The 14,140-nt window shown below is 56.8% G+C and carries 9 protein-coding genes; 4 read left to right on the top strand and 5 right to left on the bottom strand.

Annotated features, from left to right (window positions below):
- Nucleotides 1–94: 94 nt before the first annotated feature.
- From IFJ82_RS01935 to IFJ82_RS01915, 5 genes are all read right to left on the bottom strand, one after another.
- The gene (locus IFJ82_RS01935; RefSeq protein WP_003621380.1) at nucleotides 95–1,045 is read right to left on the bottom strand and encodes a LysR family transcriptional regulator; all 951 of its coding nucleotides are present in this window, start codon (nucleotides 1,043–1,045) and stop codon (nucleotides 95–97) included.
- Between the two features lie 69 nt (nucleotides 1,046–1,114).
- Complete coding sequence (locus IFJ82_RS01930; RefSeq protein ID WP_062810054.1) at nucleotides 1,115–2,353, bottom strand: MFS transporter; 1,239 nt, start codon at nucleotides 2,351–2,353, stop codon at nucleotides 1,115–1,117.
- Nucleotides 2,354–2,745: 392 nt separating this feature from the next.
- Nucleotides 2,746–4,296 (bottom strand): carbohydrate porin, encoded by a 1,551-nt coding sequence (locus IFJ82_RS01925; protein ID WP_003621376.1) that lies wholly within the window; start codon nucleotides 4,294–4,296, stop codon nucleotides 2,746–2,748.
- 718 nt (nucleotides 4,297–5,014) lie between these two features.
- Nucleotides 5,015–7,966 carry a TonB-dependent receptor gene (locus IFJ82_RS01920; protein ID WP_192265425.1) on the bottom strand — a complete coding sequence of 984 codons (2,952 nt, stop codon included), beginning with the start codon at nucleotides 7,964–7,966 and terminating at the stop codon, nucleotides 5,015–5,017.
- 77 nt (nucleotides 7,967–8,043) lie between these two features.
- Nucleotides 8,044–9,147 (bottom strand): Gfo/Idh/MocA family oxidoreductase, encoded by a 1,104-nt coding sequence (locus IFJ82_RS01915; RefSeq protein WP_192265424.1) that lies wholly within the window; start codon nucleotides 9,145–9,147, stop codon nucleotides 8,044–8,046.
- 657 nt (nucleotides 9,148–9,804) lie between these two features.
- Here IFJ82_RS01915 and IFJ82_RS01910 point away from each other — a divergent pair.
- Genes IFJ82_RS01910 through IFJ82_RS01895 form a run of 4 tightly spaced genes read left to right on the top strand, consistent with a single transcriptional unit; the run spans nucleotide 9,805 to nucleotide 14,139 of the window.
- Nucleotides 9,805–11,016, top strand: a complete 1,212-nt coding sequence (locus IFJ82_RS01910; RefSeq protein WP_225578735.1) for a glycoside hydrolase family 76 protein — start codon at nucleotides 9,805–9,807, stop codon at nucleotides 11,014–11,016.
- A complete protein-coding gene (locus tag IFJ82_RS01905; RefSeq protein WP_192265423.1) occupies nucleotides 11,013–12,344 on the top strand; it encodes an extracellular solute-binding protein in 1,332 nt (443 codons plus the stop codon). Before IFJ82_RS01910 ends, IFJ82_RS01905 begins: the two co-directional genes overlap by 4 nt.
- Nucleotides 12,341–13,213, top strand: a complete 873-nt coding sequence (locus tag IFJ82_RS01900; protein ID WP_003621358.1) for a sugar phosphate isomerase/epimerase family protein — start codon at nucleotides 12,341–12,343, stop codon at nucleotides 13,211–13,213. Before IFJ82_RS01905 ends, IFJ82_RS01900 begins: the two co-directional genes overlap by 4 nt.
- Nucleotides 13,210–14,139, top strand: a complete 930-nt coding sequence (locus IFJ82_RS01895; RefSeq protein ID WP_062809603.1) for an ROK family protein — start codon at nucleotides 13,210–13,212, stop codon at nucleotides 14,137–14,139. Before IFJ82_RS01900 ends, IFJ82_RS01895 begins: the two co-directional genes overlap by 4 nt.
- Nucleotide 14,140: the final 1 nt, after the last annotated feature.

The raw sequence follows: 14,140 nt of genomic DNA, 5'->3' as shown, positions 1-14,140 counted from the left end.
GCGATCCCGTGACGGTGGTGGATGGCATGAAGACCTCGCATTGATCGCGGGGTCAATCTATGGGCGGGACTTGGATAAATAAATTGCAATTGCCTCACTCGTTGAGTGCGTCTGGTGCATCTGACACGGGGTGTCCATTTTTCATTTTCAGGCATAATTCGCGCACCGTGCGCCGCAACCACCGATGCAGCGCATCCTTGTCATTGCGCGGATGCCACGCCTGCAACCCCGTCAGCGGCGGCGTATGGAACGGCAGTTCGAATGCCCGCAGGCCGATTTCACGGTGGGGCAGGGTCTCGATCACGATATCAGGCATCAGCATGATCAGGTCATAACCACGCAATGTCTCAATCATCGTGAAAAATGTTGGTACAATCAGCACAATCCGACGCGTAAGCCCGCGCGCCGCCAGCATCTCGTCGATTGCGCCGCTATAGCGTTCCTGACGCGAAATGCTGATCTGGTCGAACTGCACAAAGCGTTCAAGCGTCACGGGCTGTTGGAAAATCGGATGGGCCTTGCGCGCGAAACCACGAAAACCGGTTGTAAACAGGCTTTGTGTACGGATTTCCGGCTTGAATGGCAGGGGCGCGCCGATAAACAGGTCGGCATGGCGTTCACGCAGGCTGAGGCTGACATCATCATGGCGGTCATGGGAAATGAAACGCAAGGTGACGCCGGGACACTCATTACGTAATCGTTCCAGAAGGGCTGCCCCCAGCGCACCAAGAAACAGATCATCGGCCTGTATGGTAAAAACCGGGCTGATGCGCGACAGGTCCAGATGCGCGTCATTGCGAAACAGGCCGGTCGCCTGCGCCACGACGGCATGCACCTGCTGTTGCAGTTCCAGCGCGCGTGGCGTGGGTGTCATGCGACGCCCGGCCTGCACGAAAATCGGGTCGTCAAACGCCACGCGAATGCGTGACAGGGTGCGGCTCATGGCTGGGGGGCTGAGGTTCATGCGCCGCGCGGCAGCGGCGACGCTGCCTTCCTCAAGCAGCACATCCAGCGCCACAAGCAGGTTCAGGTCACGATGGTGCATGCAATCCCTTCCGCAAAACCGCGGGCCACCCCATCATGGCGGGCGCGACAGCCCGGCGCGCGACGGCCCCTACATCACCGCACGATGCCGCCGCGCGTTAAGCAGGGTCAAGACCAGCACCACCAGCGCCCCCCCGCCCACCGTGAACATCAGCGCAGGCGCAAGCCCCGTGCCGAGGAAAGAGGCGATGCCCGTCTGCAACAGCGCATTGCTTGCCGCGATCAGGTTTCCGCATTGATAGGCAAGGCCGGGAAACGTCGCACGCACCGATGGCGGGGACAGTTCGCTGAGGTAGGCGGGCACAACGCCCCACGCGCCCTGGATGCAGAACTGTATGCATACCGCCCCCACCGTCAGCCATGCCACCGATTGCGGCAGCGTCCACAGCGCCAGCAGTGGCAACGTCAGCGCAGCAGCCAACGCGATGCTGTACTGTCGCCCGATACGTTGCGACAGGATGCCAAAGAACATCCCACCCGCGATGGCGGCAATATTGTACAGCACAACAATCAGCGTAATGGAGGGGTGGGGCAATCCGCGTTCCAGCCCGAGGAAGATTTTGGGATACAGATCCTGTGAACCATGGCTCATGAAATTGAAGGCCGCCATCAGCGTCACGGCAAACACGCACAGCGCGAAATGCCCCCGGATGACAGGCCACAGGCCCTCAGCCTGCGTCGCATCCGCATGGCCCGCGCGCTGCCGTGCCAGCCATTGCGGGCTTTCGGGCACACGCGCCCAGATATACAACGCGGAAAACAACGCCCCACCGCCCAGCACGAACAGCCCCCGCCACCCCATGACCGGCAGCAAAAGAAACGCAAGCGAGGCCAGCAGATAGCCCGCCGGATAGCCCGCCTGCAGGATGCCCGACGCCATGCCCCGCCATGAGGCCGGGACGCTTTCCATAATCAGAGAAGTACCAACCCCCCATTCCCCACCCAGGGCGATCCCGAAAAGTGCACGCAGGCACAGAAACGTCGCAAGCGTCGGGGCAAAGGCCGACATGACCTCGATCAGGGAATAGACCATGATCGTGGTGATCATCACGGGCTTGCGCCCATACCGATCCGCCGCGCGCCCGCATATGAACGCCCCGATGGGCCGGGTCAGCAGTGTCAGCGTCGGGGCAAGCAGCACACTTTCGAGCGAAACATGAAAGCTGCGTGCAACATCATCAAGTGTGAAAAGGACAATGAAGAAATCACACGCATCAAGCATCCATGCCAAAAACGAGGCAGCCACCACATGACGGGCCGTGGCGATTCCCCCATCACCCAAGCCCCCCGTGATGGCCGGGCCGTCCATATTATTTTTTGTATCCATACCCTGTACCATCACCTTGTACCATCCATATTTCCTGACCGGGACTGTGCCATGCCCTGAGGGGGGCAACCATGCGTCGGGGTCTTCACGAAGGGGCGACCGCCTGAACGATTGCGTGACCGGCAAACGATACAGTCACGGGATGGAAACCGGCAATTCCACAATAGATATTTTTTCGGAAAAACTTTTTATATTAAAGATTTTTTGAAAATTTTCCTAAAACTTCCTTCATGGCCGTAAAGCTGTCACCCAAAAGGTCAGGTCCAGTCATTTTCTGAAAATAAATATTCCCGGTAAATATTTTTCCCAAAAACTTTTGAAAAATACTGAATATTTTCCATGTTTTTTGTCGATTTATTATCGCAGGCAGCCTGCTAAAGGTTGGCAATGACCTTCAGCCCAACCAGCATGGCGTTGGGAATGACCGAGGTTTCGCCAGGACGCATCATATATTCAAACTCCGGCGTCACCACCAGACCGGGCGTGACGGGAATGCCGTAATATGCCTCCAACACAGCGGAATGGGTCTGCGGTCCATTGACATATGCCCCCATCGGCAGGCCCGCTGCCTGACGCAGGCTCTGGCCATAGGTCAGGCGTGAACTCATCTGGTAATAGGAATACATTACGCCAAAACGGTCATAGGGCCTGTGCGGGATCAGCCCCAGCAGGGAAGCGCCAAAATAGAACTCGTCCGAAAAGGTCGAAATACTTGGTGTATTATGAATATATCCCGCCAACAGATAGCCACCAGCCATCTGATGCTCGCCATGCTTGCGATACACCATCTGGTCCGCCTCGATATAGAATGTATCGCGCGGCTTTTCCTTATGCGCGTGAATATACGCCCGATAGGCCGCCGGAATCGCGCCGATCAGGTCGGGATAGGGTGACGTATCATGACCAAAGCCGAATTTGTAATGGCCCGGCAGATTGCGTGCGCCGAAAAATGGCTCCCATGTCAGCTCAACCGGTGTCTGGACCCCGGTGGTGGTTTCACTCCCCCAGGCCCAGCCGGTATTGTCCTGCACCTTTGGCCCGATCTTGTAGATCCCGGTCCGTAATGTCAGGTCGCGCGTCGGGCGAAACCGCACGGTCCCGCCCCATGATGTCTTGGGATAGACACTCCACCCCGGTGGTTCACGGATGGCCATCGGCGCGGAACACTGCATCATGAAGGTACACAACAATACTGACGTGCCATAGGTATGGGTCAGCGCGATGCGACCGACATTGATGTTGATGCGGTGATGCAGGAAGGATTTTTCGACATACAGGTCCGCCAGACGCGCTGCCGCCGGACCATGGATGCTCCAGACCTCGGTCAGCAGGACATTGCGTTCACCGACATGGTCCCACCCCACCTGCCGCCCCTCGCGGTTCATGACGATGCCGTGCAGGAACCAGCCATCAAGCCCGATCAGCCTGCCAAGGTCGAACAACATGCTGACACGCAGGTCATGCACGTAATCAATCCCTTTGGACAGGCCACCGCCCACATTGGCCATGCTCTCGCCCTTGTAGGTCAGTTCGAACGTAAATCCGCGATTGCTCAACCACTCCCGCCATGGCCTGATCTGGGGCACGAGGTTCCCAAAGGACTGTTCCGCAACAAAATACCCCGCACTAAGGTCGCTTTTGCGCAGGGCGTCGTCATTATGGCTCAATAATGCCGAAATACTTTCGGTATTGAACAACGCATCCAGCCGTTCTTCCGCGATGGGCCGCTTGACCTTCCTGGGCGGTGCCGCGGGTGCGGATATATTTGGTATCGTGGGCTGCGTCACGATGGCTGAAGGCGTGACGCGGCGCACGGGTTCCGCCCCATGACCCGCAACGGTCCAGCCATGACAGGCCAGACCCCACGCCACGAGCCAAAAGGGGAATAGCCGCCCGCCGATCCCACGAAAATAAACACGCAACATAGGCATGGTAATATCGCACGCAATACAGGGAGTCCCGTCCATCGCCATGAACGGGCATTACCCCTGACAGGTCAGGGAAACCGGCCATGCGGACCGACAGGACGGGCCGCCTGACATATGCCGCATCCTTTCCCAACAGGAATGGATTCGACTTAAAATTATGATGTAAATTTCATTTTTTACGTTTTCTTTTTATTATTATTTTTGGTGGCCCACCGTATGAAATATGGGCGCCCTTTTCAACTCCCTAAATTTCACAACACTGTATGCGTGGGCAACCGCAGGTAACGCCTGAGGAGATGCGCCAAAAGCCCGCAGGGGCACAGCCCATGCCAGATGAGGGGGACCCTGCCCCCCTACATCCACACCCGTGGGTCGATGGTCCCCTTTGCACCGCATCGTCATTACCGCGGCATAGACGTGTACGACCCACAGACCCCGACATCTGAACCTGACAGACAGGACAGCAGAGGGGTTACGCGTCCCACCACATCAATGAGGCGTCAGGATGCGGGTTTGATATATTGTCCACGTTTTTTGTTTCAGGAAACTATGGAAGAGCTTGCCGGCTTGTAAAAAACAATACCAGAAATTTTTGTCTCTTTTTCAACGAAGTGGTATTCATCAAATAGGGCTGCTCAGGACAAGATACAGCAGCCCATCCATGATAGTGATGGTTTTTTCCAACCAAGCCATTATCCCTGGTTAAGTCATAACATTAAAAATCAACATTCATATTCAGGAAATAACTGCGCCCAGTCCACACGATCTGCGGGATTTTTTCAGAATTCTTCCCACGGGTCGCATAATAGCTTACATCGCCAAGAAGATTCTGCGCCGAAAAGCCCATGGAAATACGCTTGGTCAGCTTGTAGTTAATCGAATAATCCAGGCGTTGAATTGGCTGATCCCACCAGGATATATTGAACGTTTTTCCGTTCGAATTACTGTATGTGTAATAGGTTTCCAGAAACGCGCCAGAACGACGGAACGAAAGATTGGTATTCAGCCTGCCTGACTGATACCCCAACGAAAGGTTATACATCCAGTTTGGTGCATACTGGATTGGTGTTCCATCGGGGATACCTGCGGTTTTCAGGTTCGCATGAGAACGCTGAAGAGTGACATTCCCTGATATAAAAAGATGTTTCCAGAATCCCGGCAAAAACGACATATTTTTGATGCCGGACATTTCCAGGCCATATACAAACGCCGATCCACCATTTCTGGGCGTTTCAAGTATCTCCTGAGGGGATACATTGGTCGTGGCGGTTGAACTTAGATAATGCGTGCCATCAGTTCTGGTGGAATTCCCTGCATCAAACAGATAGTTCGACAGAAGCTTGTAAAAACCTCCCATGGCAAAGCTTGACCCGTCGCGGCTCATCCACTGCCCGGACAGATCAAAGTTCCTTGACAAAACTGGTTTCAGGTTGGGGTTTCCTTCCTGAATCGTATACACGCCGTTGCCATCATATGTTGATGTCCTGCTGCCCCCCAACAGAAACGTATTGGGCATGACATATGACGTATCAAACGATGCACGATAAACCGAAAAAGGTGTCGGTCGATAGGCGATGAACAGGCTGGGTAAAAATTCATTATAGCTTGTTCTGTTCTTCGCAAAATGCCCTCCGGATATATTACCGGAATCATCATATGACGCATCCCAGAATTTATTCCGGATATCGGCATGTTCATACCTAAGACCCGGTGTAATCTGTACTTTGTCAAAATCAAAGGGTAAGGCAATATATGCAGCCGTCACACTTTCGCTTGACATCTGCGTATTTGCATTTGCGTTATAGGCGGTTTGCGCGGCTGAACCTGTCCAGTTCCCACCATAAGATGCAGATGCATATGATAACGGGACAGAGTGTAAATAATCCCGTATCTCCCCGGCATTCATCAGTGGTGTAACATAATTCCCAATCCTGGTAGAACCATTTATGAACCCACTGCTGGCAAGAGAGTCTGCCATACCTGGCAAATATCCGTCAGAGTTATCATATGTATAATCTCTGTTTGTCGCCGTCCTATAGGTATCATAATATTTTGCACCAAAAAGTATTTTCTTCAGAAATGAAAGGTTTGTATCAGCCGAAAAATCCTGCTTCAGCCCCCAAAGGGACTGATTGTTTTTATACTTTGTTTCTTCGACACCACCAAACCCCCAATTGGAATTGGTCTGTGGTACATAATTCGACAGATTGTTAAATTTCGCCAATTGAGATGCATTCAACGCTATTGTTGGCGTACCAGGACTGCCTATATATGATGGGGAAAGCGTCAGGGAATTTCCTGATGGGTCCAGATTGAAATTCTTGTACGCCAGGTTTACCGAATCTTCGTCATCTTCAGCAAGGCTTCCGAAAGCTGTTGTCTTTGAATGAAGCCAGTCATGATCAAGGGTAAATCCTGCCTGCATGATGCCAAGATTTTGGATTTCAGGATTTGTATCCAGATAATACGATCCAACCACACCAACTTCCTGCACATTATAAGTGCCATTAGGCTGCAAAACCCAATTTTGGTTGGTTGATTGCAAACCACGCTGAACAGTGGTCTGTGACGTGTTCGATGATGCGTAACTTCCCCGCACAAAAATGGTTGCATTTTCTCCATGCCAGTCAAATGCAAGATTCCCGCCATAACGCTGGGAATTACCATAAGAAAGCTGCGGATTGATCTGTGCCGGCGTCAGGTTTTGGGTAATCGGTATATTCGGGGTGGGCGTATGATCTGAACCTGTCAGCGAATTGATAACGTCCCAGTTCCCTTCGTTTTCATTGCTTGTCAGGCTTGTAAAACTGCGTGACTGATAATATCCAACCGCATGTATTCCAAACTGACGGTTTCTGCCGAATATATGGCTATACTCTCCTTGTACGGTCCCGCCCCCATTAAATGGGCTATGCTGCGTTCCATATTGATATCCCTTCCCCATGAACTCACCACGTGTTTTCAGGGAGAGAACATCATGCCCCACGTCAAACGCATTTAGGGTCTGAAAATCAACAAACCCTGATACCCACTCACCACTGTCGGAGGCTTGACCGGTTTTATTAACAACAGCTTGTGAAAATCCAAGTGGAGGCATCAAAGAGAGCTGAAGCTGCCTACTCGCTGGTTTTGCATTTGCGACATTCACCCCGTCGATCAGGCTTTGCGTATAATCCGGTCCAATCCCACGAACGGACAGAAACTGTCCTTCGCCCCGCGATGCATTGTCAATCATCGCAGATGACCCACCGATGCTTCCACCAATGGTGGTAGATAACACATTGACACCCGGAAGCCGCGCCAATGTTTCGGCGATATTATTGTCCGGATGACTTTCGATGAATTTCGCATCCGCAATCGAAACATCATTCTTTGCGTTCAACTGCTGCGTTTCCGGGGATTTTTTCGCAGTCACATGTATCTTCTCAATTTTTGATTGAGAATTGTCCTGATCGCGTGAAGAGGCCTTATCCTTCTGGGCCTTTGTCCCACCTGTCGCAGCAACGGCATGTGATGCCGATGTCCTGTCAGATTTTCGATGCAGGTTCTTTTTAGTCTCCGTGCCTTCGGCAAGGGCAGTCTGCCCCAACTGCACACCGACCATGACAATAGGGAAAAGACAGCTGAAAGCTTTCCATGACGCAGGGCGTCGACTGGGATTGGACACGGGATTTTCTCCGCATTGACGTGCAGACACCGGATTTTTTCAAAATCCCTGTGCCCGCACAGACGTTCAATGGATGATTACCGCCCCGGTGGGGCGGCAGGATTTGCTTTGGCTGCGACCATGATTTCACGACAAAGGGCAAGGTCATGGGCGGCATCCGGGAATGCATCGGCAAGGGGTGCGCCATTGAGCACCGCCGCGTGAAACGCAATCAGTTCAGCCTGGAACGGGTCCTGGTAATAGGGGCCGAATTCTGTAACAATGTTGTCTGTACCAACGGTTTCATGGAAGATGACACGACCGGGCAGGTTGCGGATATATGGCGTATCATAACGCAGTTCCATGCGTTGCGTATCACCAATGACCTCCAGCGAGGAATCGAAACGCGCGACATCGTCAATCAGGCATTCATACGATGCGATAAAGGTTCCGTAATCAAACCAGATATTGATTTCTGTCCCCGACGCGCCGATATGCGCCGCGATGACCCGGTGCGGCCGCCCAAGCAACACACGCATCGCAGAAAACGCATGGATGCCAAGACCCGTCAGAACTTCATATCCCCGCAGCAGGTGCGCAGGCGCATCGGTGCCACAGACCGACATGATGGCGTCATGACGCGCCTGCCGTCCCGATGACAGCAGATCAGGTGGAATGTCACCATCCGGCACGGCAACCTGTGCCCATGAATCAAAGAACCATGGTCCTTCGCAGATGATGTCACGCACCCGCACATGGCGTATTTTCCTGAACGTTGGCAGCAGGGACTGCGCTTTTGTGAACACCGGGGCATAACAGCGCATGTAGCCAACCATGCCCACCCTGTCCGAGGCCTCGAAATCCTTTTGCAGGCGCGCAAACTGCGTATCCGTCAGGCAGGCCGGTTTTTCGAGGAAGACATGCAGTCCCGCCGCAAATGCCGCACGTGCATGTTCTTCATGAAACTGATCGGGGCTGAGGATCATGACCGCATCAAGCGCGGGATCAGCCAGGAAAGCTTCCACCGAAGTATACGTACGCGGGATTGACCAATGCGCGGCAACCCGGGCCACCACGGTGGGGGACGGATCATAAAGCGACACGACGTCAAAACGGTCCGACAATTGATGAAAGATGGGAAGGTGAATGAGCTGCGCCACTTCTCCTGCGCCCAACAATCCCACAGAAAGCCGTCTTGTCATGATGCCTGCCCCTTCGCGGCCACTTAATTTCCTTAAATTGATTTATTTGAAGAGACCGCCATTTCGCAACGGGAGTTTCATGAAACTATGATGACAGTCAGGCCGACATCCCATGGTTGCAGCCCCGCCAGCACCCTGGCCGCCATTGCGCCCTCATCCCCGTGTCCATACGGACAAACCGGAAATTTATTGGAACAGTTCTAATAAATTTCATCATATTTTCGCAAAATATTCATTTTACGACCCATAGGGGAAACAGGCATATTCATTTGGATGGAACCTGACGCAACGGCCTTGTGCATGCCCGCCCGCCCCCGGCGTGGGCATCTATATCGCAATGCCTGCCCGGTCACTGGCACAAGACCATGGGCGCAACAGGAGACGGTCATGAAATCCCGTCTTTCCTCCCTCTCTCCCCCAATATAATCTTAATTATGTACTTAATATCCTTGGGAATCGAGCAATCGGGGCGTGATGGCGGGGAAATACACGGTTTTCCGCCCTTCAAACCCCTCAGGATTCGTTTCGTCCCCATTCGAAACCCATATGCAGATTCGTCATATAGGAAAATGAATGCCGCCAATGACGATAAAAACAGTCTTGTCTGATTTATTCCATTGTGAGTATTAAATGCGCACGGGATCAACAGGATATGTGATGCTCTTTCGCCCCTTGCCGACCGCGCCACCCCGGACATACGCCCCCTGTCGCGGCACATCCCCCTTGCATGCCCCTTCGTCCCACGCGTCTGTCCATGTGGGGGGACACCGGGGTCGGGTCGGACGCGCCGTGGCGGCAGGGGCGATACTGGCCGCCATGCTCCTGATGTCACCTGTGGCGCGGGCGCGGGATGGGGAATCGGGGAATGGGGAACTGCACCGCGCACGTCAGGCGTTGGGGGAACTCTCAACATCCTATTGGGATGCCGCCCGCGCGGACTGGCGTAACATCCATGCCTGGCAAAGATTCGTCATCATCAGCACACTCAGTGACTATGAACACCTCTCCAACGACCGGGGGTTCCACGCCACGGCGATGCAGGCGCTGGCAAACCGGCGGGGGCTGGACGGCAATGATGATGACCTGTGGGTGGCACAGGCGGATCTGGACATGGCGCGCCTTACCCATATGCCAGCCTTGCTGAGCGATGCACGACGCATTTTCGACATGGTGGCGCACCAGTACTGGGATGCACACTGCCGCGGGGGCGTGTGGTGGGACCATGCCCGGACCTACAAGAACGCCATTACCAACGAACTTTTCCTTGCCACCGCCCTGCGGTTGTACCAGCAGACGCATGACACCACCTATCGCGACTGGGCCAGCAAAAGCTGGGCATGGCTGCGTGACAGCGGCCTGATCAATGCCGCGGGCCTTGTCAATGACGGCCTTGATGCGCACTGCGCCAACAATGGTGGCCCGGCCTACAGCTATAATCAGGGCGTGATCCTCGATGCGCTGGCAGACCTTCCGGCGCTGCGCCATGACCCGCAGGACATGGCGATGGCGGCCCGGATCGCCACCGCTGCGATCGCGGCATCACGCGGCCCGGACGACACCTTTCACGAGGCGCGCGAACCCATGGACATGGATGCATGGATTTTCCGGGGGATTTTCGTGCGTGCGCTTGGCCATCTCGTGCCTGCCCTGCCTGATGGGCCGGAACGCACCACGCTTGCGACATGGCTGATGGAGGAAGGCAACCATGTCTGGGCGACGCGCCGGCCATCCGCGCGTTTCAGCGCGACATGGGCGCCGGGCACGCCGTTCGTGCCTGGCGCGCAGGCCCAGCTTACGGCGGCGGCGCTGTTCCTTGCGACGGTGCAGGACCGCAATGGCACGGATGACACGAAAGCCCACACACAGTGAGGGTCCACCACCTTGCCGCCCTGCCGCTGGCATGGATGCTGTTCTGCCCCCCTGCCACCGCGGCGGGCGACAGCCTGACCGTCCTGTGCGCCTCCAGCGGGACGGAACAGGCCCTGTGCCATCATGCGGTTGATGGCTGGTCACGCATGACCGGCACCACGGTCCGTGTCCTCCCCCTTCCCTCGGACTGGGGCGCTGTCCTGCCGCTTTACCGGCAGTTCCTGTCGGCACGGACATCGGTTGCGGATGTGCTTGTGCTGGACGGTACATGGATCGGGGCACTTTCGCCGCTGCTGCTCGATATTCCGCCCGCAGCCGAAGACGCGCGCACACTGCCCCACCCGTTCACCGTGGGGAAACGGCACGTGGCGCTGGCGTGGTATCGCGATATCGGGCTGCTTTTCTACCGTCGCGACCTGCTTGAACACTATGGCCTTACGGTTCCCACGCGCTGGGATGACCTGCAACGCACCGCCGCCGCGATACAGGATGCGCAACGGCGCGCGGGGAACGCGGCGATGTGGGGGTATGTATGGCAGGGGCGTACGGGCGAAAGCCTTGTCTGCAACGCGCTTGAATGGTTCGGCGCCAATGGGAATGCGCTGGTATCCGCCGACGGTACGGTCCATGCCGATACCCCCGCCATGCGCCGGGGCCTTGGCCGCGCCGCCGGATGGGTGGGAACCATCTCCCCCCCTGGCGTGCTGACCTATGACGAGGAAGCCGCGCGTGGCGCCTTTCAGTCCGGGCATGCCGTCTTCATGCGCAACTGGGTCTATGCGTGGGCGCTGCTGAACGACCCGCAAAGCCCGGTTGCGGGCAAGGTGGGCGTGGCGACCCTGCCGCGCGCGGATGGTGCGGGGGACGCCCCGGATCATGCCCCGGATAACGCAACGGGCGTGGACGGTACCGTCTATCTCGGCATTGCGCGCAATTCGGCGCATCCCATACAGGCGCTATCCCTGCTGCGTTACCTGACCAGCGAGGAGGTTGAGCGTCATCAGGCCGTGGCAGGGGCTTATATCCCGGCGCGCATGACGCTGCTGGATGATCCCTCCATCATGGGCGCGATCCCGATCCTGCGCACCCTCCGCCCTGCCCTCGACGCGCCGATCCTGCGCCCCATCGCCGCGACAGGCATCGACTATCCCCGCGTTTCATGGATCGCGGCCAACCAGTTCCAGCAGGCCCTGCGTGGCGTCACGACACCTGCCGACGCACTGGGGGCGCTGGCATCCGCGCTGGGCGGGCTTTCACAACTGGGCCGGTGGGACAGCGCCAACCGACCGCCTCTTCCTTCATCGACCATACAGGACCACACACCATGACCATCCGGATCGCAACCGCCCCCGACGCATGGGGGGTCTGGTACGCCAACGACCCACGCCAGACACCTTGGGAACGCTACCTTGACGAGGTCGCGGCCGCTGGTTACGCGTGGACGGAACTCGGCCCATGGGGCTACCTCCCGACAGACCGGGCGCACCTGCTTGATGCGCTGTCCACACGCGGGCTTGGCCTGTGTGGCGCGGCGCTGGTCCATCCCCTCCTTGTGCCCAACGCGCTTGAAACACTGCGCGAACGGATGCGCCCCATATGCGAGACGATGGCCGCCACCGGCACGCCATGGGTGTTGCTGATGGATGATTCCGATACCTATCCCACGCCGGCGGCACGTATCGCCACGGCGCAGGGATGGGGACACATGATGCATGTCATCACCACGATCGCACGTGAAATCCGCGAAGAATACGGGCTGAACCTGCTGTTTCACCCCCATGTCGGCACCGCCGTGGAAACCGAGGCCGAGATCCTGCGCCTGCTTTCGGACACACCTGCGGAATATGTCGGCCTGTGCTTCGATTTTGGCCACCATGCCTATGCCGGTGCGGATGCGCTGGCCTTCATGCGCCAGCACGCGGCACGCATCCCATATTACCATTTCAAGAACATGGATGGTGAGATCCATGCAAAGGCCATGGCTGAAAGCACACCGTTCATGGAAGTTTTCCAAAATGGCGTGATGTGCGAACTTGACCGTGGTGTCATGGATTTTTCCAAGGTGGTTGAATTCCTGCGCGAACGCGGCTTTGACGGTTTCGCCGTGGTGGAACAGGACATGTACCCCTGCCCCCCTGACAAGCCGCTGCCCGTGGCGCGCCACAACCGCGATGTGCTCAGGCGGCTTGGCCTGTGAAAAACCGGGGTCCCCACCGCAGCATCATCGGCATTGATGTCGGGGCGACAAAAATCGCGGCGGGCCTTGTGGATCTCGCCAGCGGCGATGTCCGCTCGCTGATGCGCATCGCGACGCGGCGTCAGGGGGCGCCATGCGAGATTGTCAATGACATCGCAACCATTGCCGCCGCCGTGCTGAAAACAACCCTCGACGATGTGCTTGACCCGCTGGCGGTGGGCATCGCCGTGCCTGAACTGGTCGATATTTCGGGACATATCCGCAGCACATGGAACTTCCCGCTGCCGGATCTTGTCGCGATGGTCACTGAACGCACGCGCCTGCCGGTCCGGGTGGAAAGCGACGTGCGCGCCGCAGCCTTTGCCGAGGCCCGCTTTGGCGCGGGGCGGGCATGTGACAATTTCGCCTATTTCTCGCTTGGCTCTGGCACCAGCTATACGCTGTGCCTCAACGGCCGTCCCTATACGGGGGCGCATGGGTTCGCCATCCATTTCGCCAGTTCCGACCTTGCCATTCCGACGGCGGACCGCGGGGGGCTGAGCATCGCCACACCAGAGGATTTCGCATCAGGCCTGGGGATGGAGCGGCTGTGGATGGAACGGGGCGGCCCCGCGCTGGGGGACGGTGTGCAGGCGCTGGAAACGCTTGCCGCATCGGGCGACCCGCGCGCACGTGGCGTGATCGAGGACGCGGCCAGCATCGCAGGCCGCCTGATCGCGCAGAGCGTGAACATGCTCGATCCCGAAAAAATCGTGCTGGGCGGGGGCTTGGGCTGTTCGGAGGGGCTGTACCGCCACAGGCTGGAGGAACATATCCGCGCCAACATCTGGGAACGTTCCTGCGCGGACCTGCCGATTGTCATGGCGGGGCTGGGTGAACATTCGGGCATCATCGGCGCGGCCCTTGCCGCACGCGCGGCGATCTGAC

It is taken from the genome of Novacetimonas hansenii (assembly GCF_014843995.1).
Classification (GTDB): Bacteria; Pseudomonadota; Alphaproteobacteria; order Acetobacterales; family Acetobacteraceae; genus Novacetimonas; species Novacetimonas hansenii.
The sequence above is the reverse complement of the archived record's forward strand: the minus strand, read 5'-3'. Positions and strand labels throughout refer to the sequence as shown.